Origin of the sequence: Mesorhizobium sp. UC74_2 (genome assembly GCF_042701485.1) — a bacterium.
GTDB lineage: Bacteria > Pseudomonadota > Alphaproteobacteria > Rhizobiales > Rhizobiaceae > Mesorhizobium.
Window position 1 is genome coordinate 40,330 of record NZ_CP170562.1, and the last position, 25,722, is coordinate 66,051.

Annotated in this window: 22 protein-coding genes and 1 pseudogene; 11 read left to right on the top strand and 12 right to left on the bottom strand. The window is 62.8% G+C overall.

Annotation, left to right across the window (positions count from 1 at the left end):
* The first annotated feature begins 93 nt into the window (after positions 1 to 93).
* The 5 genes from ACFJIU_RS00200 (at position 94) to ACFJIU_RS00220 (ending at position 6,648) form a co-directional block, all read left to right on the top strand.
* Positions 94 to 1,542, top strand: a complete 1,449-nt coding sequence (locus ACFJIU_RS00200; RefSeq protein ID WP_379066459.1) for an APC family permease — start codon at positions 94 to 96, stop codon at positions 1,540 to 1,542.
* A gap of 10 nt (positions 1,543 to 1,552) precedes the next feature.
* Complete coding sequence (locus tag ACFJIU_RS00205; RefSeq protein ID WP_379066461.1) at positions 1,553 to 2,743, top strand: cytochrome P450; 1,191 nt, start codon at positions 1,553 to 1,555, stop codon at positions 2,741 to 2,743.
* Entirely contained in the window at positions 2,743 to 4,230 is a 1,488-nt protein-coding gene (locus tag ACFJIU_RS00210) for an aldehyde dehydrogenase (RefSeq protein ID WP_379066463.1), read from the top strand. Before ACFJIU_RS00205 ends, ACFJIU_RS00210 begins: the two co-directional genes overlap by 1 nt.
* 43 nt (positions 4,231 to 4,273) lie before the next feature.
* On the top strand, positions 4,274 to 4,921 hold the full coding sequence (locus ACFJIU_RS00215; RefSeq protein ID WP_379072861.1) for a 2'-5' RNA ligase family protein: 648 nt from the start codon (positions 4,274 to 4,276) through the stop codon (positions 4,919 to 4,921).
* Between the two features lie 89 nt (positions 4,922 to 5,010).
* Positions 5,011 to 6,648 (top strand): acyl-CoA synthetase, encoded by a 1,638-nt coding sequence (locus ACFJIU_RS00220; protein WP_379066465.1) that lies wholly within the window; start codon positions 5,011 to 5,013, stop codon positions 6,646 to 6,648.
* 259 nt (positions 6,649 to 6,907) lie between these two features.
* On the opposite strand, the gene ACFJIU_RS00225 is transcribed toward ACFJIU_RS00220, so the two are convergent.
* From ACFJIU_RS00225 to ACFJIU_RS00250, 6 genes are all read right to left on the bottom strand, one after another.
* Positions 6,908 to 7,411, bottom strand: coding sequence for an L-2-amino-thiazoline-4-carboxylic acid hydrolase (locus ACFJIU_RS00225; RefSeq protein ID WP_379066467.1), 504 nt, complete (start codon positions 7,409 to 7,411; stop codon positions 6,908 to 6,910).
* A 2-nt stretch (positions 7,412 to 7,413) separates the two neighbouring features.
* Positions 7,414 to 8,196, bottom strand: coding sequence for an ATP-binding cassette domain-containing protein (locus ACFJIU_RS00230; RefSeq protein ID WP_379066469.1), 783 nt, complete (start codon positions 8,194 to 8,196; stop codon positions 7,414 to 7,416).
* Positions 8,189 to 8,989 (bottom strand): ABC transporter ATP-binding protein, encoded by an 801-nt coding sequence (locus ACFJIU_RS00235; RefSeq protein ID WP_379066471.1) that lies wholly within the window; start codon positions 8,987 to 8,989, stop codon positions 8,189 to 8,191. Before ACFJIU_RS00235 ends, ACFJIU_RS00230 begins: the two co-directional genes overlap by 8 nt.
* Complete coding sequence (locus ACFJIU_RS00240) at positions 8,986 to 9,807, bottom strand: ABC transporter permease (protein ID WP_379066473.1); 822 nt, start codon at positions 9,805 to 9,807, stop codon at positions 8,986 to 8,988. Before ACFJIU_RS00240 ends, ACFJIU_RS00235 begins: the two co-directional genes overlap by 4 nt.
* On the bottom strand, positions 9,804 to 10,790 hold the full coding sequence (locus ACFJIU_RS00245) for an ABC transporter permease (protein ID WP_379066475.1): 987 nt from the start codon (positions 10,788 to 10,790) through the stop codon (positions 9,804 to 9,806). The genes ACFJIU_RS00240 and ACFJIU_RS00245 overlap by 4 nt, the downstream gene beginning before the upstream one ends.
* 72 nt (positions 10,791 to 10,862) lie before the next feature.
* Positions 10,863 to 12,473, bottom strand: coding sequence for an ABC transporter substrate-binding protein (locus tag ACFJIU_RS00250; protein WP_379066477.1), 1,611 nt, complete (start codon positions 12,471 to 12,473; stop codon positions 10,863 to 10,865).
* 245 nt (positions 12,474 to 12,718) lie between these two features.
* Between ACFJIU_RS00250 and ACFJIU_RS00255 the strand changes: the two genes are divergently transcribed.
* Positions 12,719 to 14,014, top strand: a complete 1,296-nt coding sequence (locus ACFJIU_RS00255; RefSeq protein ID WP_379066479.1) for an amidase — start codon at positions 12,719 to 12,721, stop codon at positions 14,012 to 14,014.
* A 55-nt stretch (positions 14,015 to 14,069) separates the two neighbouring features.
* Here the strand turns inward: ACFJIU_RS00255 and ACFJIU_RS00260 are convergent, their stop codons facing one another.
* The 6 genes and pseudogenes from ACFJIU_RS00260 to ACFJIU_RS00285 all read right to left on the bottom strand — a co-directional run bounded on the left by ACFJIU_RS00260 (position 14,070) and on the right by ACFJIU_RS00285 (position 21,195).
* Positions 14,070 to 15,038: an ABC transporter permease gene (locus ACFJIU_RS00260; RefSeq protein ID WP_379066481.1), complete on the bottom strand. Its 969-nt coding sequence runs from the start codon at positions 15,036 to 15,038 to the stop codon at positions 14,070 to 14,072.
* Positions 15,035 to 16,588, bottom strand: coding sequence for a sugar ABC transporter ATP-binding protein (locus ACFJIU_RS00265; RefSeq protein ID WP_379066482.1), 1,554 nt, complete (start codon positions 16,586 to 16,588; stop codon positions 15,035 to 15,037). The genes ACFJIU_RS00260 and ACFJIU_RS00265 overlap by 4 nt, the downstream gene beginning before the upstream one ends.
* Positions 16,589 to 16,791: 203 nt before the next feature.
* Entirely contained in the window at positions 16,792 to 17,787 is a 996-nt protein-coding gene (locus ACFJIU_RS00270; protein ID WP_379066484.1) for an ABC transporter substrate-binding protein, read from the bottom strand.
* A 248-nt stretch (positions 17,788 to 18,035) separates the two neighbouring features.
* On the bottom strand, positions 18,036 to 18,473 hold the full coding sequence (locus ACFJIU_RS00275; RefSeq protein ID WP_379066486.1) for an RbsD/FucU family protein: 438 nt from the start codon (positions 18,471 to 18,473) through the stop codon (positions 18,036 to 18,038).
* Positions 18,474 to 18,633: 160 nt separating this feature from the next.
* A pseudogene (locus ACFJIU_RS00280) lies at positions 18,634 to 19,651 on the bottom strand (aldo/keto reductase).
* Between the two features lie 38 nt (positions 19,652 to 19,689).
* Positions 19,690 to 21,195: a UxaA family hydrolase gene (locus ACFJIU_RS00285; protein ID WP_379066488.1), complete on the bottom strand. Its 1,506-nt coding sequence runs from the start codon at positions 21,193 to 21,195 to the stop codon at positions 19,690 to 19,692.
* A 153-nt stretch (positions 21,196 to 21,348) separates the two neighbouring features.
* Here ACFJIU_RS00285 and ACFJIU_RS00290 point away from each other — a divergent pair, with 153 nt between their 5' ends.
* The 5 genes from ACFJIU_RS00290 (at position 21,349) to ACFJIU_RS00310 (ending at position 25,618) form a co-directional block, all read left to right on the top strand.
* A complete protein-coding gene (locus tag ACFJIU_RS00290) occupies positions 21,349 to 22,269 on the top strand; it encodes an FCD domain-containing protein (protein ID WP_379066490.1) in 921 nt (306 codons plus the stop codon).
* A gap of 118 nt (positions 22,270 to 22,387) precedes the next feature.
* The gene (locus ACFJIU_RS00295) at positions 22,388 to 22,747 is read left to right on the top strand and encodes a DUF2946 family protein (RefSeq protein ID WP_379066492.1); all 360 of its coding nucleotides are present in this window, start codon (positions 22,388 to 22,390) and stop codon (positions 22,745 to 22,747) included.
* Positions 22,748 to 22,846: 99 nt separating this feature from the next.
* Complete coding sequence (locus ACFJIU_RS00300; protein WP_379066494.1) at positions 22,847 to 23,389, top strand: copper chaperone PCu(A)C; 543 nt, start codon at positions 22,847 to 22,849, stop codon at positions 23,387 to 23,389.
* 33 nt (positions 23,390 to 23,422) lie between these two features.
* Entirely contained in the window at positions 23,423 to 23,944 is a 522-nt protein-coding gene (locus tag ACFJIU_RS00305) for a YcnI family protein (RefSeq protein ID WP_379066496.1), read from the top strand.
* A gap of 51 nt (positions 23,945 to 23,995) precedes the next feature.
* Positions 23,996 to 25,618 (top strand): copper resistance CopC/CopD family protein, encoded by a 1,623-nt coding sequence (locus ACFJIU_RS00310; protein WP_379066498.1) that lies wholly within the window; start codon positions 23,996 to 23,998, stop codon positions 25,616 to 25,618.
* Positions 25,619 to 25,722: the final 104 nt, after the last annotated feature.

Consider the following 25,722-nt stretch of genomic DNA (forward strand, 5'->3'; position numbering starts at 1 on the left):
TTCGGCCATTCGGCATTTCATTGGGCTTTTTTGGCCCCGCTTCGCGGGGACGGGCTTGTGGGCCCCGCCAGGCGGGGAAAGGAGGAGGACTTCATGACAACCGTAGTGGAATCCGGTGAAGCCAATCGGCTGAGAAAGAACAGCCTTGGCGTTGGTGCCGTAACGTTTCTGGTGGTTTCAGCCGCCGCGCCGCTGACCGCGGTGGCAGGTGGCGTGCCGCTTTCCATGCTGATGGGCAATGGCGCCGGCATTCCCGGCACTTTCCTGATCGTGACCGCCGTTCTGCTGATCTTCGCGGTCGGCTATGTCGCCATGGCTCGCCATGTCACCAATGCCGGTGCCTTCTACGCCTATACGGCCAAGGGCCTCGGCGGTGCGCTGGGTGGGGCTGCGGCGCTGATCGCCATCCTGTCCTACAATGCCATGCAGATCGGCGTCTTCGGCATGTTCGGGGCTGCCACCGCTGGACTGTTTGCCGGCTGGGGCATCAATCTGCCCTGGTGGCTTTGGTGCTTCATCGGCGTCGCTCTGGTCGGCGTGCTTGGCTATCGTCGCGTCGACCTGTCGGCCAAGATCCTCACCGTTCTGGTTCTGCTCGAATATCTGATCGTGCTGGTGGTCGACCTGGCCATCCTGTTCAAGGGCGGCGATTCCGGTCTCAGCATGGCGCCGTTCACGCCGACGCAGATCCTGAGCGGCGCACCCGCCATCGGCCTGCTTTTCTGCTTCGCTGCTTTCATCGGTGTCGAAGCGACCACGATCTATTCCGAGGAGGCGCGCGAGCCGCACCGCACCGTGCCGCGCGCCACCTACATCTCCATCCTCATCATCGGCGTGTTCTACATGTTCACGTCCTGGCTGATGGCGAATGGCGCGGGTGTCGACAAGCTGGTGCCGTCGCTGCAGGCGCTTCAGGATCCGACCACCTTCCTGTTCACGCTTTCGGACCGCTATGTCGGCTCGGGGGTGACGCAACTGATGAGCATCCTGTTCGTGTCCAGCCTGTTCGCCGGCGTGGTCGCTTTCCACAATGGCGTCGCCCGCTACTTCTATGTCGCCGGCCGTGAAAAGCTCCTGCCGCAATCGCTTGGCGTCACGCATCCGGTGTTCAAGAGCCCGCATGTCGGCTCGCTGATCCAGACGGCAATCGCCTTCCTGGTGATCGCGCTGTTCGCCGTCACCGGCCAGGATCCGGTGCTGGCCTTGTTCTCCTGGCTCACCAATGTCGGCACGCTGGGCATCATCACGCTGATGGCGCTGACGTCCTTCTCCGTGCTTGCCTTCTTCAGCCGCAACCCGTCGCTCGAAGGCAATGTGCTGAAGGCCAAGGTGGCGCCGGTCATTGCCGGCCTGGTGCTTGCCTATATCATCATCCAGATCGTGGCGAACTTCGGCAGCCTGTCGGGTGCATCGGGCACGCTGTCATGGTTCCTGCCGTCGCTGGTGCTGATCGCGGCGGTGCTTGGTCTGGTGCTGGCTCTAGCCCTCAAGAGCAAGGATCCGGTTGCCTTCGCCCAACTCGGCGACGAGGTGAAAGGATAGAGGCCGCGCCATGACCTATGCGGACAGCATAACCGTCGAGGCGCTCGAAGCCGATCCTTATCCGATCTATGCGGAGCTCAGGCGCAGCGCACCGGTGGCCTATGTTCCGGCTGTCGACCTGTGGTTCGTCACGCGCTGGAAGGATGTCGAGACGGTTGGCAAGACGCCGGATATCTTCTCGAATGTGGTTGGCACCTCTCCGGTGGAGCGTTCCTTCGGCAAGCCAACCATCCTCACCACCGATGGGGAGGTTCACAGGGAGCTTCGCACCGGTGTTGATCCCAAATATCGTCCCCGTACGGTCGCCGGCTATGCCGGCGATCTGGTGCGCGGCATTGCCGACCCCCTCCTGGATGAACTGGCCAAGCGGGGTTCGGCAGAGCTGATGGCCGAATACTTCGAGCCGGTCTCGACCCTGGCGCTTGCTCATTCGATGGGGCTCCATGACGTCGATGTGCCGACGCTGAGGCGCTGGTTCTACGGGCTGGCGCAGGGCGCCATCAATTTCGAGAACGATCCGAAGCGCGACGAGATCGCCGATGCCGTCAGCGCCGAGGTGAGCGAAATTGTGAAGCCAACGCTGGAGCGATTGGCTCGCGAACCCGACGACTCGGCATTTTCGCATATGTTGCATGACGGCATGCCGCCCGGACAGACGCGGTCGATCGACTTTCTGATGCCGACCATCAAGGTCATTCTTTTGGGTGGCATGCAGGAGCCGGGTCATGGCGCTGGTTCGGTCCTTGCCGGCCTGCTGACGCATCCCGAGCAAATGCGGGCCGTACTGGCCGATCCCGACGGACTGGTGCCGAAGGCGGTGGACGAAGGTCTGCGCTGGATCGCGCCGATCGGCACGCAGACCAAGCAGGCCACGCGTGCGATCGAGCTTGGCGGCGCGACGATCCCGGCTGGTGCGCCTGTTGCCGCGCTGGTCTCGTCGGCAAACCGTGACGAGAGCCGGTTTCCCGATCCCGACCGGTTCGATATCCGTCGCAACCAAGGCAGCCATGCCGCCTTCGGCTTCGGTCATCACTTCTGTTCGGGCCGCTTCTTCGCGCGTGAACAGATGTGCCTGGCGGTGGCCTTGCTGCTGGCCCGGTTCCCCAATATGCGACTGGCAGACGGCGACACCCCCGTATTCCGGGGATGGGAATTCCGCGCGCCAACCGCGCTTCATGTGACATTCGGAGACAAGACCTGATGGACCAGGCCACGATCGACGCGCTGCGGCAGAAACCTGTCGCAGCGCAAAAGCTTTTCATCGGCGGGGTATTCGCCGACAGCCGGGACGGAGAAACGCTTCCCGTCATCTCACCGATCGACGGTACCACGCTGACCTCGATCGCCGATGCCGGAGCAGCCGATGTCGATCGTGCTGTGGCCGCCGCACGCGCTGCTTTCGAAAAGGGTAGCTGGTCCCGTGCGGCGCCGGCCGCGCGCAAGAAAGTGCTGCTGAAACTCGCCGATCTGATCGAGAAACACGCGCTTGAACTGGCCGTGCTTGGTGTGCGCGACAACGGCACCGAGATCGGCATGGCCTACAAGGCCGAGCCTTTGTCGGCGGCGGGCACGTTCCGCTATTACGCCGAGGCCATCGACAAGGTCTATGGCGAGATCGCGCCGACGGCGCCGGACGTGCTCGGCCTCATCCATCGCGAGCCGCTCGGTGTCGTCGCTGCCATCGTGCCGTGGAATTTCCCGATGATGATCGGTGCCTGGAAGGTGGCGCCGGCACTTGCCGCCGGCAACAGCGTGGTGCTGAAGCCGGCAGAAGTGGCATCTCTCACGCTGCTGCGCCTTGGCGAACTGGCGGCGGAAGCCGGCCTGCCGGAGGGTGTTCTCAACATTGTCACGGGACGTGGCAGTGTGACGGGCGAGGCACTTGGCCTGCACATGGATGTCGATGCCATCGTCTTTACCGGCTCGGGCGGGGTCGGGCGTCGGCTGCTCGATTATTCGGCGCGCTCCAACCTCAAGCGGGTGCAACTGGAACTTGGCGGCAAGTCGCCCAACGTCGTCTTTGCCGATGCGCCCGATCTCGATATCGCGGCCAAGGTTTCCGCAAACGGTATCTTCCGCAATGCCGGCCAGGTCTGCGTCGCCGGCTCGCGATTGCTCGTCCAGTCGTCGATCTATGACGCCTTCGTGGAAAAGCTGGTGGCGGCAACAGTGAAGATGAAGGTCGGCGACCCGCTCGACATCAAGTCGGACATCGGCGCGGTGAGCAGCATGGAACAGCTCAAGAAAGATCTCGGCCACGTGGCGACGGCGCTTGACGAGGGCGCGCAGCTGGTCTCAGGCGGCCGCCGTATTCGCGAGGAAAGCGGAGGCTACTACATGGAGCCAACCATCTTCGGCGGTGTCGCTCCCGGCATGACCGTGGCGCGCGAAGAGGTGTTCGGCCCGGTGCTGGCTGTGCAGCGCTTCGAGGACGAGGCGGAAGCCGTCCGGCTGGCCAACGGCACTGTCTATGGGCTCGCTTCGGCGGTGTGGACAGCGAACCTTGCCCGCGCGCACCGCATGGTGCGGGCGATCCGCGCCGGCGTGGTGCACGTCAACACCTATGGCGGCGCGGACATGACCGTGCCGCTCGGCGGTTTCGGTCAATCCGGCTTCGGCCGCGACAAGTCGCTGCACGCCTTCGACAAATATTCGGACCTGAAGACGGCCTGGATTTCGCTGGCATAGGGGCTGATGGCGCAAGTGCGGTCCTTCAGGATCGCGCTTGCGTGTGTTCATGTTTTGTTCTATTTTGAGTGTTTCGACCCTGCGAATTGGGCGAAACATGTCCCAAGGTGCTTTCGATTTCGGCCAGTCAGAAGGTCCGCCTCGGCCCAAGAAACCCGAGCGACTGATCCTGATGACGTTACTCGAAATGCCGATCGCCAGTCAGGCGATGGAGATCGCGTCCGAGATACAGACGGCAAACGGGTTCCAGGCGAAGTTGCGTCCGCTGACGCACCTGCACATCTCGCTCCAGCACATCAAGGACGACAGACGTTTGCGCGAAAAGTATGTGTTTGCGGCCAAATGCGCTGCGAATTCCTTTAGCACTGATGCGTTTGACGTCTGTTTCGATCGTATCGTCACCTTTCCCGGTGGTCGACCGGACAGACGAGCAACAGTGCTTCTGGGCGGAAGCACGTCGTTGAAGGATTTTCAGCGTCGGCTTGGTGTTGCGCTTATCTCCAACGGATTGCGCGGCGCGCTGAACTTCAATCCGCATATCACGCTTTTCTACAGTTCTCGCTCAGTTGCCCCGCAGCAGATCGGTCCCTTGCGTTTCACCGTTCGAACGTTCTCGCTCGTTCACAGCGAGCGAGGGCTGACAAAATACAACATTCTCGAATCATGGCTGATGCAGGCGAAGTGGCACTAAAAGGCATAGCCTTTGGTTCGATGGCTTCCTAAGTTGGTCCGCGCTATGTGATGCGACCTGAACGTTGCATCGCCATCGCGGAGGAGAGGATGGATTTTTCGACGGTCGACCGCACCTATGCCAAGGCGCGTACGGGATTTCGCCTGGAAATACCCGAGCATTTCAATTTCGCGTTCGACGTCATCGACGATTGGGCCAAGCGGGACGACCGCACGGCGGTGATCGCCGTCTCGCGCGACGGCGAGACCGTCGAGCGCATTGCCTATTCGCAGCTTGCGGAAAGTTCGAACCGCTTCGCCAATGCCTTGCGCAAGCTGGGTGTCAGAGCGGGCGACTTTGCCTGCCTCGTCATCGGCCGCGTACCGGCCTGGTACACAGTGCTGTTCGGCTGCATGAAGGCGGGCGTCGTCTCGATGCCGGGCACCAACCTGCTGACCGCGCACGACATCGCCTATCGCGTCAACCACTCGAAGGCCACGACGGTCATCGTCACCTCCGAGCATTGCGCCAAGGTCGACGCCATCCGCGCCGAATGCCCGACGCTGAAGACCTTCATCGTCGTCGATGGCGAACGCGACGGCTGGCTGTCGTTCGACAGGCTGCTGGCTGAGGCTTCGCCGCAGCTGGACAGCAGGGATTTCCCGCCGAACCGCGCCACCGACATGATGATGGCCTATTTCACCTCCGGCACGACCTCGCTGCCGAAGATGGTGCCGCGCGACCACGGCTATGCGCTCGCCCATGTGGCGACCGGCCTGTTCTGGATGGATCTCAGGCCCGGCGACGTGCACTGGTCGCTGACAGACACTGGCTGGGCCAAGGCGGCCTGGGGCATCCTGTTTCCGCAGTTGATGCTCGGCACGCCGGCGGTACTCTACAATGGCGACGGCGCCTTCGATGCCGACATGCATCTGAAGCTGATCGGCAAGCTCAATGTTTCGACCTTCTGCGCGCCTCCGACCGTCTACCGTCTGTTCGCGCAACAGGATCTGAAGCGCTACGATCTTTCCAGTCTGCGCCGTTCGCTGGGGGCGGGCGAGCCGCTCAATCCCGAGGTGATGCGCATCTGGAAGGAGGCGACCGGCACGACGATTGCCGATGGCTATGGCCAGACCGAGACCATCAACATCGTCGCCAATTTCCCGGGTGAGGAAGTGCGGTTCGGCTCAATGGGCAAGCCCGTGCCGGGCTACGATGTCGACGTCGTCGATGACGACGGCAAGCGCCTGCCAGACGAAGAAGTCGGCCATATCGCGGTCAGGGTCACCGACCCACATCCAGGCGGCCTGTTCCACGGCTACTATACCGGCAAGGCGCTGGACACCGGCTCGTTCCGCAATGGCTGGTATTATACCGGCGATACCGCGCGGCGCGACAAGGATGGCTATCTCTGGTTCGTCGGCCGTTCCGATGACCTGATTTCATCCGCCGGCTACCGCATCAGCCCGTTCGAAGTGGAAAGCGCGCTGATCGAGCACAAGGCGGTCGCCGAAAGCGCCGTCATTGGCAAGCCCGATCCGACACGCGGCCAGATCGTCAAGGCCTATGTGATCCTGGCAAAAGGGTTCACGGCGTCGGATGACCTCGCACGCGATATCCAGGAGTTCTGCCGCAACCTGACCGCGCCCTACAAATATCCGCGCGAGATCGAATTCGTCGACGCGCTGCCCAAGACCATCTCCGGCAAGATCCGCCGGGTGGAGCTCAGGCAGGCCAGCAAGGAATAGGCCGTTATTTCGAAGGTCGCGAATTCGGTCGAGCTGGAGGTGCGTCCTTCGAGGCTCGCCCGCCCCGGCTGTGCAATCTATCCAAGGTCGTGCGGGCTCACGCCTCAGGATGAGGACCGCTGAGCGGCCCGGAACCATCGCTGGAGTGCGCCGGCACCGACGGCCCTCATCCTGAGGCGCGAGCCCGCAACAAGCTTGAGGTAGGGGTGCGGGTTTATACGGGCGAGCCTCGAAGGACGCACCAGGGCCATCAAGCCGATTACGCGTCGCGGTCGGTGAGCGCGATGTGGCAGCAACCGCTGCCATGGCCGGGTGACCAGGTGACGTTGTCGAAGCGCACGCCAGTGGCCTCGAACAGGCCGCGGTCGAAAGCGCCAGCGATGCGACAGAGCGTGGTGAGCTGCTCCTCGCCGACACCGGCCTCGACCCAGGCGTCCTTGAGCGGGCAACGCTTCACCTTGAACGAGATGTGGTCCGGGGCGCGCTCGACATCGGTCGGATACATGCGCCCGTCATCCGGGCTGACGGACAGGAAGGCCTCGCCGATGGCGCGTGCGTCATTGGGGCCGAACTTCCCGAACGCCACAGTCGCTACCTCCTGGCCGCGTTTTTCGATGGCGCGCACCATGATCGCTTCGGCCTGCTCCGCGCCAAGTTCTGTTGTGAGTTCGTCCAGCATGAGCCGGTAGAGATCGGCGCGGTTGCGGAAGGCGGAATCGAGTTCGCGCGCAAGTTTTTCCGCGCGGGCCTGAGGATCGGTCATGATCAGTCCTGTGTTCTTATCAGTCTGGGCACAGCGGCAACCAGTGCCTTGCCGATGGTCGATTGCGGATTGTCGATGACGGCACGGGCATCGCCTTGCTCGGCGATACGGCCGCCCTCAAGAAGGACGACGCGATGCGCGAAGGCGCGCACCACGCCAAGGTCGTGGGAGACGAACAGATAGGCTATGCGTCCGGTGCGCTGCAGGTCGAGTAGCAGTTCGAGGATCTGGCCGCGCACCGAAACGTCGAGCGCCGAAACGGCTTCATCGAGCACGATAAGGGATGGGTTTGTGGCGATGGCGCGGGCGATCGCCACGCGCTGGCGCTGGCCGCCGGAAATCTCGTGAAGATGGCGACCGGCAAGATCCGGCGACAGGCCGACACGTTCGAGGAGGGCTGCAATGCGCTCCGGTCGTTGACTGCGGCCGGCAAGCCCATGGATGCGCAGCGGATCATCCAGAACACGGGCGATCGTGGCGCGCGGATTGAGTGCGGCAAGCGGATCCTGAAACACCATCTGCAGCCGGGCACGCTGGGCGCGCAGCGCCGCGCCGCGCAAGGCAAGAAAGTCTCTGCCTTCGAAATCCACCTGGCCGGCATCGGGTTCGATCAGCCGCAGGATCAATCGGGCGATGGTGGATTTGCCGGAGCCCGAAGGGCCCGCCAACGCCAGCGTTTCGCCGGGCGAAATGGACAAGGAGATGTCGTCGGCGGCAGTGACGGTTGTTCCACTGCGGTGGAACCGTTTGCTGAGTCCGGAGACGGCAAGCAGCGGCTCAGACATGGCCACGTTCCGTGGGGACGATCATTGGCGCGGCGTCGAGGCCTATATGGGCGTCCAGCAGCTTCCTGGTGTAGGCATGCCGAGGGTTCTGGATCACAGCGTCGGCGACGCCCAATTCGACCATCTCGCCGTTGCGGAAGACAGCGATGCGGTCGGCCAGTTCCGCGGCAAGCGCGATGTCATGGCTGACAAACAGCAACGCCATTCCGTCCTCGACCACCAGTTGCCGGATGAGCGCGACGATATCGGCCTGCACAATGGTATCCAAGGCGCTGGTAGCTTCGTCGGCGATCAGCAATCTGGGCCCGGCGGCGATGGCAGCGGCAATTGCCACGCGCTGTCTTTGTCCGCCGGACAACTGGTGCGGATAGGCATGCAGCGCGGTGTCGGGGTCTGGCAATCTGACGCGTCGCAACAGATCGAGTGCGCGACCTTGCGCCTGCGCCCGACTGAGGTCGAGATGGGTGCGGGCAACCTCTGCGATCTGCCGGCCGACAGCCATCACCGGGTCCAGGCTCGCCGAGGCGTCCTGGAAGACGAAGCCGATGTCGTGGCCACCACGTGGCGGCTGCGGCTGCCCCGACCACAGGATCGTGCCTTTCACCGCCGCGGTCGGCGGCAACAGCCCGGCGATGGCAAGCGCCAGCGTGCTCTTGCCGGAACCGCTTTCGCCGATGATCGCCAGCCGCTCGCCGGTGGCGATCTCGAGATCGATGTTGCCGAGCGAAAGTGAAGTCGCGTTGCGCTCATAGGAGACGGACAGGTTGCGGATCGAGACGAGAGGGCTGGTCACGACAACCTCTTCCTGACTGCAGTACCTTCGACCACACCTTCGCCGGCGAGATAGACGCCAAGCACGGTCAGCACCAGCGCGATGCCGGGGAAGATCGAGAGGAACGGTGCCGAACGCAGGACGGTACGGCCCTCCGCGATCATGCCGCCCCAGGTGACGCGGTTGGGATCGCCGAGCCCGAGGAAGGAAAGCGCGGCCTCGATCAGGATCGCCGATGCGACGATGACGGAGGAGAGCGCGAGCACCGGCGGCAAGGCATTCGGCAGCACTTCGCGCAAAGCGATTTCCAGCGGATGCATGCCGATGACCCGTGCGCCGGCAACGAAGTCGCGTTCGCGGATGGAAAGCACTTCGGCGCGTGCGACGCGAGCCGGTCCGGTCCACGCGGAAAGGGCGATGGCGATAACCACCACAGTAAGGGATGGGCCGACGACGCTGACGAAAGCCAATGCCAACAGGAAGGATGGTACGGTCTGGAAAGCGTCGGTGATGCGCATCAGCGCCTCGTCGACCATGCCGCCGGCAAAGCCTGCCAATGTGCCGACTACCGCGCCAACGGCGATTGCCGCCGCCGCCGCGGCAAGCCCGACGGCCAGCGATGTGCGGGCGCCATGGAAAAGCTCGGCCAGTACGTCGCGGCCGAGACGATCGGTGCCGAGCGGCAGCGACCAGTCCTGGAACGGCGGCAGCAGCGGTGCTCCCTTGATGGCGAGAGGATCGCCCGGGAAAAGCATGGAAGCTGCCAGCGCCATGACCGCGAGTGCGGCCAGGATGCCGAGTCCAACCAGTGCTTCGGGGACGTCTAGAAACCGCCTCATGCGCCGGCCTCGCTGGCACCGACGCGCGGGTCGAGAAAGGCGTAGGCGATATCGACCAGGAGATTGATGAAGACGACCAGGATGGCGCTGACCAGGATGATGCCGAGCAGCAGCGGCGTGTCGCGCAGCGCTACGGCTTCCTGCGCCAGCCTGCCGAGGCCCGGCACGGAAAAGATGCTTTCGATGACGACGCTGCCGCCCAGCATCTGGGCGGACTGCAGGCCGAGCATGGTGACCAGGGGCAACAGTGCATTGCGCGCGACATGGGCCAGCACGATGCGCTGGCGGCTCAACCCCCTGGCGCGGGCGGCGCGTATGAAATCCAGCCGCCAGACCTCGACCATGCCGGCGCGCATCATCCTGAGGTAGAGCGCCAGATAGATCACGCCGAGCGAGGTCACCGGCAGGACGAGGTGATGGGCGATGTCGGCTGCACGCGCGAAGCCGGTCTTGCCGGAGGCGATCGTCTCGAAACCGGAGATCGGGAACCAGCGCAGATCGACGGCAAAGACGATGACGAGAACCAGCGCCAGCCAGAAGCCGGGAACCGCATAGAGCGCCAACGATACCGTCGACAGGAAACGGTCGCGCAAGCTGCCGGGGCGCGCACCGGCATAGATGCCGAGCGCCGAGCCAAGGCAGAAAGACAGCGCGGTCGAGGCACCCATCAGGATGAGCGTCACCGGCAGGCGTTCCAGGATGACGTCACGGATCGGCCGTGAGAAGGCAACCGACTGGCCGAGATCGAGATGCAGCAGTGCCCACAGGTAGTTGGCCAGCCGTGTCGCCGCGGACTGATCGAGCCCCCAGCTCTGCCGCATCGCCTCGACGAGGCCAGCATCGCCGCCGGTCGATACGAGATAGGCGTCGACCGCATCGCCGGGAGCCGCCTCGAGCAGGAGGAAGGTGCCGACAACGACGATCAGAAGCACGAAGATGGAGCCGACAAGCCGCCGGCGCAGGAGGAGGAAGGCACGCGACATGAGCACAAAACTTCGAGGCCGGAGACGCCAGTCTATCCGCTGGCGGCTGACGACCTCAAGCACCGATCCAGATTACTTCGCCAGCCAGGTGTCCGCCCAGTTCGACACTGCCCAGCGCGGGTTGTCGGCGATGTTGCCCACCTTGTCGCTGGCAACCGAAATGAAAGTCCAGTCGGCAACGTTGATGAAGGGCAGGTCTTCGACCACCTTCTTCTGGAACTCCTTGTAGAGATCGGTACGCGCCTTTGCATCCAGCGTCTCGGCAGCTTTGGCGATGATGGCGTCGATGTCGGCGCTCTTGTAGCCGCCCTGGTTGGAGAAAGGTACGCCGTCGGGAATACCGCTCTGCGCCAGGATGGTGGTGGAGATCGCCGGGTCGCCGCGGAAAACTGGCGGGCCGACCGCGAGGTCGAAGGCATGATCGGTATAGACTGCTTTGATGTGTGCCGCCGAGTCGTTGTTGACCAGCTCGGCGTCGATGCCGATGGCCGCCAGCGCCTGGCGCAGATAGTCGCCGAATTGCTTGGTTTCGTTGAAATAGGGAGCCGGCAGCAGCTTGAGCTTGAAGCGCTTGCCGTCGGCACCGGCCTTGTAGCCGGCCTCGTCGAGCAGGGCGTTGGCCTTGGCGACGTCGAAGGCATAGGTCGGCACGTCGGAGGTATAGAACTGCTTGTCGTTCTTCGGCACCGGTCCGGAGGCGGTTTCTGCATAGCCGAGGAAGATCGTCTTGACGACAAAATCCTTGTCGATCGCATGCGCGATCGCCTGCCGCACCTTCACGTCGGCCAGCTCCTTGCGGCGGTGGTTGATTTCCACGACGAGCTGATAGGTGAGGCCCTCATAGCCCTTTGTGACGACCTTGAGGCCCGGCACCTTGGAGATGCGGTCGAGGTCAGCCAGCGGCACGGCCGAGAAGGCGGCGAGCTGAATCTCTTCTGCTTCCAGCGCATTGGCGGCCGCGGAACGATCCGGCAGCACCTGGTAGACAATCTCGTCGAGATTGGGCTCGCTCTTGCCCCAGTAGGCCGTGTTCTTTTCCAGCCGGTAATACTGGCCGGCCTTGTGTTCGGCGAACTTGAACGGACCCGTGCCGATCGGCGCGGTGTTGGCCTGATTTTCCTCGATCTTGCCGCTCTCATAGATGTGCTTGGGCACGACGCTGGTCAGCGCCGGCAGCGCGTTGCGGATCAGCTGGAATGGCGTCGGCTTGGCGAATTTGAAGACGGCGGTGTGCTCGTCCGGCGTTTCAACCGCTTCGAGGTCCTTGAAGACGACGCGACCGAGGTTCTGCAACGGCTTCCAGATCTGCAATGCCGAAAAGGCGACATCGGCCGAGGTGAACGGCTTGCCGTCATGCCATGTCACGCCTTCGCGTAGCTTGAAGGTGACGGATTTGCCGTCCTCCGACCCTTCCCAACTGACGGCGAGGCGGGGGCTGAGGCCATCCTTGCCTTCATAGTCGGCTTCGGCAAGCGGCTCGACAATTTTGGAAGAGATGAAGAAGACGCCGTTGGAAGCGACGATCGCCGGGTTCAGGTTGCGCGGTTCGGAATCGGCCGCGACCGTCAGGCGTCCGCCTTTTTGCGGTTCCTGTGCCCAGCCAATGGTGGGGAGGGCGGTCGAGGCGAGTAACAATGCGGCGCCAGAAAGCACCGAGCGTCTGGTGAGGCTGAAATCCGACATGACTGACCCCCAAAATGACCCAAAAGCCGGGTCCAACAATTCCGGGCAGGCCTTGGCGCCTGCTTCCACGACGCGGATTATGACCTTTGTCCGCCGTTTCGCCAGAGAAGGAATTCGCGCAAAAGGCCCTGGCGTTGAAATTTCCATCCGCTGGACCAGCGGCCGTACCGGCCAAAGGCGTTGCGGTTTGGCTGTGTGCGTGAGACAGCAGGGGAGTCCGAACATCAACGCCGGGTGAGATGCCAATGTCTTCAGCGCGAGATCGTCTTGAAGCTGTCCTATCGCGTCTTGCGCAGCGCGCCGCCGACGAGAAGGTGTTCACCAGGCTCTATCCTGAAGCGGCTCGAGCGGCCGCCGACGCCGCGGACGCGCGGCGGAAGGCCGGTGTCGTTCTGGGGCCGCTCGACGGCGAGATCGTTTCGATCAAGGATCTGCTCGATGTCGGCGGCGAGCCGACGCTGGCCGGTTCGCTGCTGCGCCGCACCGCTGCGCCGGCGCAGAAAGACGCGCCGGTGGTGCAGCGCCTGCGCCAGGCCGGGGCCGTCATCGTTGGCAAGACCAACATGACCGAGTTCGCCTTCACTGCGCTCGGCCTCAACCCGCATTACGGCACGCCGGGCAATAGCGCCGACGCCAGGCGCGTGCCGGGAGGGTCTTCTTCGGGTGCCGGCGTGTCCGTGGCCGAAGGCACCAGTGCCATTTCGATCGGTTCGGACACGGGCGGATCGATCCGCATCCCGGCGGCGCTGAACGGCGTTGTCGGCTTCAAGCCGACGGCGCGCCGTGTACCCTTGGACGGCGCCTTCCCACTGTCCTTCGCATTGGATTCGCTCGGGCCTCTGGCGCGTACCGTTGCTGAATGTGCTGCGACCGATGCCGTCATGGCCGGCGAAGAGCCTCTGCCGCTACTGCCAGCAAGGCTAGATGGCCTGCGCGTCGGTATTCCACGCGGCTACCTGTTCAGCGATACCGAAGCGCCTATTGCGCGCGCCTTCGAGGATGCGATCCGCAGACTGGAGCGGTCGGGCGCTCGCCTTTTCGACCTTGCCATAGATGACCTGGTCGACGCGATGAATGAGGCCACGCAATATGGTTCGATCGCGGGCATGGAAGGTGCAGCCATCCATGCCGACTGGTTGGAAGCCGGTACAGACGTACCGGTCGATCTACATGTCAGCGTGCCGTTGGCCCGTTATGCCAAGGCGCCCGTGCCGATCTACATCCGCACCATGCGCAGTCGCGCCGAGCACATTGTCGAGATGGACCGCAGGTTGGTCGATTTCGATGTCCTGGCGCTGCCGACAGTGCCGATCATGGCCCCGTTTACTGAAGCGGTGATGGCCGATCCGAAATTCGAGGATCGCATGGAAGGCTTGCTGCTGCGCAATACCGAGGTGTTCAACTATTTCGATCAGTGCGCGATCTCGTTGCCGATGCCGGGCACCGTTTTGCCATCCGGCCTGATGCTTGTCGGCCGCCACGGAGATGACCGCCGCTTGCTGGCGATTGCCGCTGCGGTCGAGGCCTTGCTCAAGACCTGAGCCGTCCCAGGTGGAAGGCAGTCGACAGAGCAGGATCTGCTCTATCGACCTTTCGTTATTTGCTGCCGCGCCGGCGTAGCCCGTCGAAATAGACGATGACGATAATCAGCACGCCGGTGATGACCCGCTGCCAGAAGGCGTTGACGTTGAGCAGGTTGGCACCGTTGTTGATGGTGGCCAGGATGAAGGCACCGAGCAAGGGTCCGTGCACCGAACCGACGGCGCCGAACAGCGACGTGCCGCCGATGACCGAGGAGGCGATCGCCTGCAGTTCCCAGCCTTCGGCCTGGGTCGGATTGCCGATGCCGATGCGGGAGGCGAGCAGGACGCCGACAAAGGCGGCGCACAGGCCTGACAACGTATAGGCCATGTAGATCGTGCGCTGGACGTTGACGCCGGAGAGGCGCGCTGCCTCGGCATTGGAGCCGACCGAGAACAGATAACGGCCCCAGCGTGTGTGGTGCAGGAAGACGTAGGCGGGCACGCCGACAAGGATGACCATCCAGAACAGGTTGGGAACGCCGACGAAGGAGCCGCGCGAGAATTCCTGGAAGGCGTCGTTGTTGATGGAAATCGAGTTGCCGTTGGTCATCAAAAGGCCGATGCCGCGCAGCGAGGTCAATGTGGCCAGTGTAATGATGAAGGGCGGCAGCCCCATCTTGACGATGCCGAAGCCGTGAAAGAGGCCGATGGCGACGCCGATCAGCAGAGTGATCAGGATAGCGACAAAAACCGGCAGGCCGGAATTGATCAGCATCGCCGTCGTCACGGTCGCAAAGCCGACAACCGCGCCGACGGAAAGGTCGATGCCGCCGGTGATGATGACGAATGTCTGGCCGACCGCCAGAATGGCGATCATCGAGCCCTGGCGCAGCAGGTTGGAGATGTTGTTGGCTGTGGCGAAGCTGGAGGTCGAGAAGGAGAGCAGGACCCACAACAGCACCAGCAGCGCCAGCAGCGTCAGCCCGAACAGCGCATTGTAATTGCGCTTCGGTTTTTCCGCGGGGATCGCCTCGGTGCTCATGGTTGTCCTCCCGTTTTCTCCTGCTTCTCGGCCAGTGCCTGGGTCAGGATGTCTTCGTGGCTGGCGGTATGGAAGCCATGCGTGGCGACCAGCTTGCCGCGCCGGAAAACATGCAGCGTATCGGCCAGTTCATAGACTTCCGGCAGATAGGACGAGATCAGGATGATGCCGGCGCCTTGCGACAAGAGCGTCGAGAACAGGCGATAGATTTCGGCCTTGGTGCCGACGTCGACGCCCACCGTCGGCTCGTCGAAGATGAACAGCTTGGCGCCATGGTTCAGCCACTTGCCGATGACGATCTTCTGCTGGTTGCCGCCGGAGAGGCTGGAGGCCAGCGCTTGTCGTCCGGCGGTCTTGATGCGCAGGCCGGCGATCTGCTGCTCGGCATGTTTTGTCTCTTCGCTGCCAGAGATCAGAGCGCTTCTGCTGATGCGCTTGTAGATCGGCAGGTTGAGGTTCAGACCCACCGGCAGGTTGAGGCAAAGGCCCTGATCGCGCCGGCTTTCAGGGGCCAGCGCCATGCCGAGCTTGATCGCGTCATGCTCGGAACGGATATGCACTTCCTTGCCATCCCACAACACCGTGCCGGAGGATCTGGCGTGGCGACCATAGAGGGTGGTGACGAATTCACTGCGGCCGGCACCTATCAGGCCGTAGAGGCCAACGATCTCGCCTTCGTGCACGGTCATCGAGACATTCTCGAAACCCTTGCCGGAAAGCCGCCTGGCTTCCAGGATCGTCTTGCCGATCGGGAACGTGTCCTTGTGGTAGATCTGTTCGATCGAGCGATTGATCATCAGTCGCACCAGTTCGGCTTCGTCGGTCTCCTTGATTTTGCGCGTGCCGACATAGGTGCCGTCGCGCAAAACCGAGACACGGTCGGCCAGTTCGAACACCTCTTCCATGCGATGGCTGATGTAGATGATGGTTACGCCCTCGGCCTTGAGGCGGCGGATCAGCGCGAACAGCTGGTCGGCTTCCTTGCGGGTGAGGTAGGCGGTCGGCTCGTCGAAGATCAGGAATTTGGTGCCGCGAACGGTGGCGCGGGCTGCCGCGATCAGCTGCTGCTGGCCGATGGTAAGGTCGCCCAGCATAGCATGGGCGGGCAGGTTGAAGCCGAGATCGTTGATGATCTTCTGCGCGTCACGCACCATGGCGCGCTGCTGCAGGAGACCGTAGCGGACGTTTTCTTCGCCGAGGAACATGTTGGCGGCTACGGTAAGGTGTCGGCACAACACCACTTCCTGGTGGACGGCATTGATGCCGAGCGCCATCGCTTCATGCGGGGTGGCAAGCGCGACCGAATTGCCTTCCCAGATCACGTCGCCGGAGGTGCGCGGCATCACCCCGGTCAACAGCTTGATGAGCGTGGATTTGCCGGCGCCGTTCTCACCGACGATCGCGTGGATTTCGCCCGCCCTGAACGCAAGATTCACGGGCTTCAGCGCGTGGGTGCCCGGGTATTTCTTCTCCAGGCCGCGCAGCTCCAGGATCACCTTGCCGGGTTCCAGTTCCGGGGCGGGGTGCTGATGCAATGCCGCTGATGTCATGACAATCCTCCCGATTGGCACGCTTTAGGACAGCTTGTGCAGCCTAGCGCATGAGCTCCGAGCCGGACAGGCGTCTCTGCGGCCGGACTTCCCGAAAAACTCTCGCAAGAGCGGTACCGTTTCGTTGCCGGGGTACGGCAGGCCTCGATCCCGGCGAATTCTCCAGGGCCGAGACGGCCCCGGAGACACTCCCTCAGCTGTGCTCAGTTGAGTTTCGGATTGAGGAGCGCGTCGATCTTCGGCTCCTTCATGTTCGCCTTGGTGACGAGGTTGGCGCCGGTGTCGACGAAAGTCTCGACCTTCTCACCCTTCGAGGCGGCCAGCGCGGTCTTGATGCCGTCGTAACCCATGCGATACGGATCCTGTACGACGAGGCCGGAAATGACCCCGTCATTGAGGAACTTGATGAGTTTCTCGTCACTGTCGAAACCGATCAGCCCGACCTTGCCGGAAAGGTTGTTTTCGGCAATCGCCTGGCCGACGCCCTGCGCCATGATCAGGTTGGAGGCGAAGATGCCTTTCAGGTCCGGATTGGCGGTGATCAGGTCGGTTGCGATGTTGAGACCAGTTGTCGCCTGACCATCGGCATACTTGTCGGCGACCACCGTCAGGCCCGGATATTTGGCCTTGACCTGTTCGAGGAAGCCCTCGCGCCGCTGTTCAAGCGAGCCGGCGCCTGGAAGCGCGGTGATGATCGCTACCTTGCCTTCGACCTTGCCGCCATTGGCGGCGCCGATCGCGGCGGCCAGACCATCGGCCGCAACCTGGCCGCCGACCTTGTTGTCGGTGGTCAGGAAGGACGTGAAGGCCTTGGAATCGGCCGAAGAGTCGATGCCGATGATCTTCACTTTCTTGGCGGCTTCGTCGATCGGTTTACCGAGAGCCTTGGCTTCGGTCGGCGCGATCACGACAGCGGCCGGATTGCCGGCCACCGCGTTTTCCAGAATCGAGATCTGGCCATTCACGTCGGTCTCTGCCTGCGCGCCGAGTTCCGGCACGTTGACGCCGAGGTCCTTGCCGGCCTTGCGGGCGCCGGCGAGAACGATCTGCCAGTAGAAGGAGGTGGTGTCCTTCACGATGATCGGAATGGTGGTGTCGGCAGCAACGGCCGGCCCCGTCTGAAATGCACCGGCCAGCATCGAGGCTGCGGCGAGCGCCACGAAAGTGCGGCGGCTGAGCATGCTTTTCACGAATTTCATAGGCTTCCTCCCAAAGTCGCCCGGTCGATTACGCGAAGTCCCTTCTGGATAGGCGAAGTCCAATCAGGACTTTATTGATAAAAAACAGCATTTCGATTTTTAGTGGATCGCGGCAGGGCTTGCAAGTGTGACACTCCCCTGCGGTCCTCACGACCCTATTACCCCTTTTCTGACATGAAGCATCAATTCCAAAATAAGGTCAATGCGGAATAATCATTCCATATTGCGTCATCACGTATCTTCCGTGGTCAATCCTGCTCCGAGCGGACCACGCCTTTCTTGAGCAGGATGTTGGCATAGGCGGCGCGCTCGCCGGAAGCGACGATGTAGGCGGCCTTGGCCGCGCGTTCATAGAAGGCGAACCGTTCCAGAGGAGCGATCACAAAGGGGCCGGCCAGTCGATCGACGATCGACTGGTAGGAGCGGCAGATTTCGGGGAGGCGGTCCGGGTTTTCGACGACCGCCATGCGGAAGGCCGCGGCAGGCGCATAGGTATCGAGCGGCATATGGGTGAGGATCGCTTCGAGCAATGCCTCGCCGCCCAGCCCATCGGCGCGCACGACCTTGGGCCCCTGCGTACTTGCCGGAAAATTACCGTCTGCGATGACGATCTCGTCGCCATGGCCCATGCTGCGCAGTGCATGCAGAAGGTCGGGGCCGAGAAGAGGATGAATGCCGCGCAGCATCAGGCGATGTCCTTCTGAGAGCGTTTCCGGTTTTTTCGGAAACGCGGAAACACTCTAACTCTTGGTTCTTATGCAATTCCGGATCGAAAACCGTTCCGCACTTTTCCCGGAATTGCTCCAGGTTTGTCTGCAATTGTCTGGTCGCGACGCGCGAGCGGGTTCATTCGCGCACGGCTCCGGTCAATCGCGGCTGCACGGTCGTATAGGGGCGGTACTTCTCGAAGTCCTGTGCGGGAACCTCGATCTTGAGCAGGTCGACGTTGCGCGTCAGGCTGGAGGCCTTGGCAGTGCCGATCAGCACTGTCGAAACCGCTTTCTCATGCAGCGGGAATTGCAGCGCAGCCGCTGCCAGCGGATATCCGGCCGCTTCGGCGATCGTTTCCATGGCCGAAACCTTGGACAGGATCTCGGGCGAGGCCGGGCCATAGTCGAAATGCGAGCCGGGCTTTGCGCCTGTCGCCAGAATGCCGGAGTTGAAGACGCCGCCGATGACCAGCGTGGTGCCGCTTTGATGGCAGAGCGGCAGCAATTCCGCCTCGGCGGAGCGGTCAAGCAGCGAATAGCGGCCGGCGAGCAGGATACAGTCCAGCGGGGCGCGGCGCATCACCTCCACGCAGATCTCCACCTCGTTGACGCCGAGGCCGTAGGCGGAAATGACGCCACCGGACTTCAACTCCTCCAGTGCCTTGATGCCGCCGCCCAGCAACTGGCCGAGATGCACCTTGGTAAGCTCGACGCCGTGCGTGTAGACGCCGATGTCGTGCACATAGAGGATGTCGATGCGGTTGAGGCCGAGGCGCGCATAGCTGAACTCGACCGAGCGCATGATGCCGTCATAGCTGTAGTCATATTCCAGCTTGAACGGCAGCGGGTTGAAGAAACCGAGATTGGGAACTTCGTGTTCCGGCGCGGGCTTCAAGAGACGGCCGACCTTGGTGGAAAGCGCATAGCTGTCGCGCGGCTTGTCGCGCAGGAAATCACCGAAGCGGCGTTCGGAGAGGCCGAAAACCATAGTGGGGCGCCGTGTCGAAATAGCGGATGCCGGAATTCCAGGCCGCATCAAGAACCGCCTCGGCGTCTTTGTTCGGCACCGCCTGGTAGAGATTGCCCAGCGAAGCGCCGCCGAAACTGATCTCGGGGACATCGAGCGCGGTTTTGCCGATGCGGCGCGTCTTCATGCATACACTCCCAATTTGCGGAAACGCTCCGGCCAAAGCTACAGCGTTGCGCCGAGATGCCAAGGCACGAACTCGTTGTCGCCGTAGCCGAACAACTCGCTCTTGGTCTTCTTGCCCGATGCGGTCTCGATGATCAGTTCGAAGATGTCGCGCCCCATCTCCGTGATTGTCCTGTCGCCGGAGGCGATGACCCCGCAGTTGACGTCCATGTCCTCTTCCATGGCTTCAAAGAGCGTGGTGTTGGTGGCCACCTTGATCGACGGGGTCGGGTGGCTGCCGAAGCAGGAGCCGCGCCCGGTTGTGAAGACGATGACGTTGGCGCCACCTGCCACCTGGCCGGTGGCGGAGACGGGATCGTAGCCGGGCGTGTCCATGAAGACGAGGCCACGGCCGGTCACCTTCTCGGCATAGGCGAAGACCCCGTTCAGTGGCGTCTGGCCACCCTTGGCGACGGCACCGAGCGATTTTTCGAGAATGGTGGTCAGCCCGCCGCGTTTGTTGCCGGGCGAGGGGTTGTTGTCGATGGACGCGCCGTGCATGGCGGTATGGTTCTCCCACCATTTGATCAGGCGATCGAGTTTGTCGGCGATCTCCGGCGTGGCGGCGCGATAGGCGAGCAGGTGTTCGGCACCATAGATTTCGGTGGTCTCCGAAAGGATGCCGATGCCGCCGACGCCGGCGAGCAGATCGACTGCCGCGCCGAGGGCCGGGTTGGCGGTGATACCGGACATTCCGTCTGAACCTCCGCACTGCAGGCCAACCACGATCTCCGAGACCGGGATAGGTTCACGCTCCAGCCAGCCGACTTCCTCGGCGATTTCGGCCAGCACGCCCATCGCCATCTCGACCGATCTGCGCGAGCCCCCTGCGTCCTGGATATTGAAATGCCGCTTGCCGGCAGCGACGCCCTTCTGGCCATAGAGGGTGAGCTGGTTGACCTCGCATCCCAGCCCCACCATCAGCACGCCGCCGAAATTGGGATGGCGCGCGTAGCCGGCCAGCGTGCGGTGCAGAACCATCATGCCGTCGCCGGTGGCACTCATGCCGCAGCCCTGTCCGTGTACGATCGGCACGAAACCATCGATGCCCGGATAGAGCGGCAGCAGGCGGCGGTTGGCTTCGTCGGCTATGGCGTGGCAGACGGTGGCCGAACAGTTCACACTGGCGACGATGCCGACAAAATTGCGGGTACCGGCGCGTCCGTCAGCACGGCGATAACCCATGAAAGTGCGGACCTTGTCGGTCTCGGAGGCTTCCAGGGGGGCCGATGGCGGCACCACCGGCATGCGTCCGGATTCGAAGACCAGATTGTGCGAATGAACATGCTCGCCCGCAGCAATATCCTGCGTGGCCCGGCCGATCGCCTGTGCGTATTTCACGACCGCCGAGCCGGCCGGGATCGACCTGATCGCTACCTTGTGGCCGGATTCGATCGCATCGGCTGTTGTCGCTCCACCCGGCAATGTCGTGCCTTTCTCAAGTCGGCCATTGGCGACAACGACATTGTCGGAGGGCGAAAGCACGATCGAATTGGCGGCGGTCACGACGATGGTTCCTGGGATTATCCTGGGTGAATGTCGGATTGACATCGGCAATCCTGCAGTTAATGTCTTTTATCGTAAAAAAACATTTGGGCGTCAATTGGCATTTTCGTTTAGAGCGCTCTCCGGGAACGGTGCGCGGGCCAAGAGAACAGGATGTCGAAGAACAACAACGTCTACAAGGATGCCTACAATCGCTGCCTGCGGCTGCTGGAGGAAAACAGCAACCTGCCTTCCGAGCCCGAACTGGGAGCGACATTGGGCGTGAGCCGCACCACAGTGCGCGGCATTCTGGCCCGGATGGCTGACAACGGGCTGATCACCTGGGACAAGCGCGAGAAGACGGTGCTGCGTGCGCCGACGGAAGAGGATTTCTTCCCGGAGGAAGAGACCGACTCGCTGTCACAGATCATCGAACGCTCCTTCATGCGGCGGCTGTTGGCCGAAGGAGCTGAAGCCGGCATGCAGATCAACGAACTGGAACTGGCACGCGACATCGGCGTCGGCACCACCAGCGTGCGCGAGTTCCTCATCCGCTTCAGTCGCTTCGGCCTGATCGAAAAGCGCCGCAACAGCCATTGGGTTCTCAAAGGTTTCACCCGTGCCTTTGCGCTGGAACTGGCTGATATCCGGGAGATGTTCGAACTGCGCTCGGCAGCGGCCTTTGTCGCCTTGCCGAGTGACAATCCGGTCTGGGCCGATCTCGACCGCCTGGAGGCCGAACATCGTGCTTTGGCGCGCGATATCGCCAATCGCTATCCCGAATTCTCGGAACTGGACGAGCGCTTCCATCGGCTGATCCACAGCGCCTCGCACAACCGCTTCATCGTCGATTTCTACGATGTCATCTCCATGATCTTCCACTATCACTACCAGTGGAACAAGGCGGGCCAACGTAGCCGCAATGAAACGGCAGTGGCCGAACATCTTGCCTATATCGCGGCACTCAAGACGCGCGATGCGGCCAAGGTGGAAGACGCCTGCCGCAGGCATCTGACCTCGGCCCGGCAGACCTTGCTCGATTCGACGCCCGAAGGCAGGCACACCGTTCCGGCGAAACGGACCAGGACGCTCTGACATGTCGGGCTTGTTGCCGCAGCGCTGATTTGGCGGTTTGCCGGTCTTCAGGCTCGTGATAGGTCTTTGTCGATTGCAAGGGAGTGACGCCGTGATCGCCGGGCGCAGGAGATGGAGCATGCCGACGGCCCTTGCCGTTGCGTGGCTGCTCGTCCTGCAATCCGTGCTTGGTGCCTTCGCTGCCGGCGCTGGTCCCGATCCCGCGCAACTCGACGCCTTCGGCAACGTCATCTGTACACATGACGGCGCCGCGCAGCTGCCGCCGGGCGAGCAGCCGCAACAGCACCAGCAATCGTGCTGCGTACTGGGCTGCAATATGTACGCGTCGGCCTTCGGCGCCCCGCCGGAAGCCTCTCCCCTGCTGGATGGCCTGGCCTTTGTCGCCAGCCTCCGCGTCGCGTTCCCAGCCAACAATGTCATCGGTTTCAGCCATGACTGGTCGCCGGGCAATCCGCGTGCGCCGCCGGCGTCGGCCTGATCTTTGTTCGTTGCGCCAGGCCTTTGGCCGCGCCACGATTCCTCTCTTGTTTTTTTACTTGCGTGTCCGGCAACGGCGCGTCTGCCATGGAGCAACCCCATGCCTGTTTTCAACAGCACTCGTTCGTCTGCATTTTCCCTGAGAAACTTGATTCCTGCCCGGCTTGGCCTTGTGTCGGCTGCCCTGGCGGTTTTGCTTGCCGGCATGCCGGCCGCGTTTGCGCACGAATTCAAGGTCGGCAGCCTTGAGATCGATCATCCCTGGTCACGGGCGACGCCGCCCGGCGCCAAGGTTGCCGGCGGCTACCTCACCATCAAGAACAGTGGCGGAGAGGCGGATCGCCTCGTCTCGATCGCTTCGGATGTCTCGCAGAAAGCCGAGGTGCACGAGATGGCGGTCAAGGACGGCGTGATGACCATGCGCAAGGTTGACGGCGGCCTGGAAGTCCCGGCCAACGGCAAGGCGGAGCTCGCGCCGGGTGGTTACCATCTGATGTTCATCGGCCTCAATCGCCAGCCGAAGCAGGGCGAGAAGTTCGCTGCGACGCTGACCTTTGAAAAGGCTGGTCCTGTCACGGTGGAATTCGATGTCGAGGCCGTGGGTGGCGCAGCGCCCAAGGCGCATGGCGATCACGCGAACTGATTTTCATCACGAGACGATTTCAGAGGAATTCCAATGTTCAGAACCATGATCGTTGCCGGCCTTTTCATAGGCGCGGGCGCAGGGGCGGCCTTTGCCCATGTCTCTCTGGAGACCCAGGAAGCACCCGTCGATTCCACCTACAAGGCGATTTTCCGCGTTCCGCATGGCTGCGACGGCAAGGCAACTACCGCTGTGCGCGTCAAGATTCCGGAAGGTGTCATCGACGTGAAACCGATGCCGAAGGCTGGCTGGAAGCTGGAGACGGCGAAGGGCAAATATGCCAAGGCCTATTCCCTGTGGGGTGAGACGGTCAGCGAAGGCGTGACCGAGGTCAGCTGGAATGGCGGCAACCTGCCGGACGAATTCTATGACGAGTTCGTTCTGCGGGCGCGCTTGACCGGCGATCTGCCCGCCGGCGAGACATTGCGCTTTCCTGTCGTGCAGGAATGCGAAGGTGGCGGCACAGCCCGATGGATCGAAATTCCGGCCGCCGGTCAGGACGAGGACGCGCTCGAGCATCCGGCGCCAGGTCTGAAACTCCTGCCCAAGAAGTAGTCGTCCGCGGCGCGCCTGCAATGGCGCGCCGCTCTCCCCGGTTGAGCGATCATGCGATACTTCGCTTTAGACACCTCACAAGCAGGCATTCGCCGTCTGGCTGTCGCGATTGCCGTCCTGTTTGCGCTGCTTGCCGTGTTTGGAGCAGGGCCAGCTTCCGCGCATGCCAGCCTGGTCAAGACCGAGCCGGCCGATGGAGCGATGCTGCAGCAAAGTCCGAACCGGTTTTCGTTTGCTTTCAGCGAACCGGTTTCGCCGCTGGTGCTTACCCTCGTGCGGCCGGATGGTACGCCGGAACGGCTGACGTCGTTTCGCAGCGACGGACAGACGCTCGACATCGACAATCCGCAACCGCTCGGCAACGGTACGCATGTGCTGAGCTGGCGCGTGATTTCTGCGGACGGGCATCCGGTTGGCGGTTCGCTGCTGTTTTCCGTAGGTTCCGTCAGTGCCGCACCCGCCGCGGGCGATGCCATCGATCCCTGGCTGCATCGCGCGATCTGGGTGGCAAAGATCATACTCTATCTCGGCCTGTTCTTCGGGGTCGGCGGAGTGTTCGCGCTCGCCTGGCTGGCGGGCGAGGCGCGCGGCGGCGAGCGTTTCGTGGCAGCGATGCTCCTGGCCGGATTGATGGCCGCCCCCGTATCGCTTGGTCTGCAAGGCCTCGATGCGCTGGGCGCGCCCTTCGAACAGTTCGTGCAGGCCATTGTCTGGAAGACAGCGTTTGCCACCAGCTTTGTCTGGACCGCACTGATTGCCGTCATCGCGCTGGGGCTGGGCCTTCTGGCGCTCGTGCTGCCGCGTGCCGACACCAGGCCCTTCGCTGCCACCGCCCTGATAGCGGTCGGCGTGGCGCTCGCCGCGAGCGGCCATGCCAGTGCGGCGGTGCCGCAGTGGCTGACACGTCCCATGGTTTTCGTCCATGGTGTGGGTATCGCCTTCTGGGCAGGTGCGCTGACGCCGCTCGCCGTGGCACTGAAGCGCCAGACGCCGGGCGCCGACATGTTCCTGCGCCGCTTCTCGTTGGCCATCTTGCCGGTGGTCACTGCTCTCGTGGTTGCCGGCATCGTGCTTGCGGTGATCCAGGTGGAGACTGTTTCGGCGCTGGTCGACACCGACTACGGTCGCCTCCTGCTGGCAAAGCTCGCGCTCGTGGTCGGTCTGTTCGCGCTCGCCGCCACCAATCGCTGGGCGCTGACACGCCCGGCCGAAGCAGGGCAGTCCGCTGCACGTCATCGTCTGGTCCGCTCCATTGCGGTCGAAACCCTTATCGTCCTGGCGATCTTCGGCATTGCCGCCGGCTGGCGTTTCACGCCGCCGCCGCGCGCGCTGGCGATCGCAGCGGCCGAGCCTGTGTCGACACATATGATGACGCTTCAGGCGATGGCCGATCTCACGGTGACTCCCGGCAAAGCCGGACTCGTATCCGTCAGTATCATGCTGATGACCGGTGACTTCGGGCCGCTTGACCCCAAGGAGGTGACTTTGGTGCTCTCGAGGCCTGAAGCAGGGATCGAGCCGTTGAAACGCATCGCGACAAAACCCGGTGACGGCACCTGGCGGGTCGACGGTCTCGTCATCCCGTTTCCCGGGCGCTCGACGGTGCGGCTCGACATCCTGGTTTCGGATTTCGAAATGGTGAAGCTGGAGGGCCCCATCGACATCCGCCCTTGACGTCATCATGGCCTAATCGATTGAAATTTCCGATGAATGGACAACTGCCGCTTGTTGACGAAGTGGGTGCCTGAGGCCAATCATGCCACCTTTGCGGCGACAGC

Excerpts from the sequence above, each read along its gene's own strand:
- ACFJIU_RS00200 (WP_379066459.1), top strand. The coding sequence starts at position 94 with ATGACAACCGTAGTGGAATCCGGTGAAGCCAATCGGCTGAGAAAGAAC.
- ACFJIU_RS00205 (WP_379066461.1), top strand. The coding sequence starts at position 1,553 with ATGACCTATGCGGACAGCATAACCGTCGAGGCGCTCGAAGCCGATCCT.
- ACFJIU_RS00210 (WP_379066463.1), top strand. The coding sequence starts at position 2,743 with ATGGACCAGGCCACGATCGACGCGCTGCGGCAGAAACCTGTCGCAGCG.
- ACFJIU_RS00220 (WP_379066465.1), top strand. The coding sequence starts at position 5,011 with ATGGATTTTTCGACGGTCGACCGCACCTATGCCAAGGCGCGTACGGGA.
- ACFJIU_RS00225 (WP_379066467.1), bottom strand. The coding sequence starts at position 7,411 with ATGACCGATCCTCAGGCCCGCGCGGAAAAACTTGCGCGCGAACTCGAT.
- ACFJIU_RS00230 (WP_379066469.1), bottom strand. The coding sequence starts at position 8,196 with ATGTCTGAGCCGCTGCTTGCCGTCTCCGGACTCAGCAAACGGTTCCAC.
- ACFJIU_RS00240 (WP_379066473.1), bottom strand. The coding sequence starts at position 9,807 with ATGAGGCGGTTTCTAGACGTCCCCGAAGCACTGGTTGGACTCGGCATC.
- ACFJIU_RS00245 (WP_379066475.1), bottom strand. The coding sequence starts at position 10,790 with ATGTCGCGTGCCTTCCTCCTCCTGCGCCGGCGGCTTGTCGGCTCCATC.
- ACFJIU_RS00250 (WP_379066477.1), bottom strand. The coding sequence starts at position 12,473 with ATGTCGGATTTCAGCCTCACCAGACGCTCGGTGCTTTCTGGCGCCGCA.
- ACFJIU_RS00255 (WP_379066479.1), top strand. The coding sequence starts at position 12,719 with ATGTCTTCAGCGCGAGATCGTCTTGAAGCTGTCCTATCGCGTCTTGCG.
- ACFJIU_RS00260 (WP_379066481.1), bottom strand. The coding sequence starts at position 15,038 with ATGAGCACCGAGGCGATCCCCGCGGAAAAACCGAAGCGCAATTACAAT.
- ACFJIU_RS00265 (WP_379066482.1), bottom strand. The coding sequence starts at position 16,588 with ATGACATCAGCGGCATTGCATCAGCACCCCGCCCCGGAACTGGAACCC.
- ACFJIU_RS00270 (WP_379066484.1), bottom strand. The coding sequence starts at position 17,787 with ATGAAATTCGTGAAAAGCATGCTCAGCCGCCGCACTTTCGTGGCGCTC.
- ACFJIU_RS00275 (WP_379066486.1), bottom strand. The coding sequence starts at position 18,473 with ATGCTGCGCGGCATTCATCCTCTTCTCGGCCCCGACCTTCTGCATGCA.
- ACFJIU_RS00290 (WP_379066490.1), top strand. The coding sequence starts at position 21,349 with ATGTCGAAGAACAACAACGTCTACAAGGATGCCTACAATCGCTGCCTG.
- ACFJIU_RS00295 (WP_379066492.1), top strand. The coding sequence starts at position 22,388 with ATGCCGACGGCCCTTGCCGTTGCGTGGCTGCTCGTCCTGCAATCCGTG.
- ACFJIU_RS00300 (WP_379066494.1), top strand. The coding sequence starts at position 22,847 with ATGCCTGTTTTCAACAGCACTCGTTCGTCTGCATTTTCCCTGAGAAAC.
- ACFJIU_RS00305 (WP_379066496.1), top strand. The coding sequence starts at position 23,423 with ATGTTCAGAACCATGATCGTTGCCGGCCTTTTCATAGGCGCGGGCGCA.
- ACFJIU_RS00310 (WP_379066498.1), top strand. The coding sequence starts at position 23,996 with ATGCGATACTTCGCTTTAGACACCTCACAAGCAGGCATTCGCCGTCTG.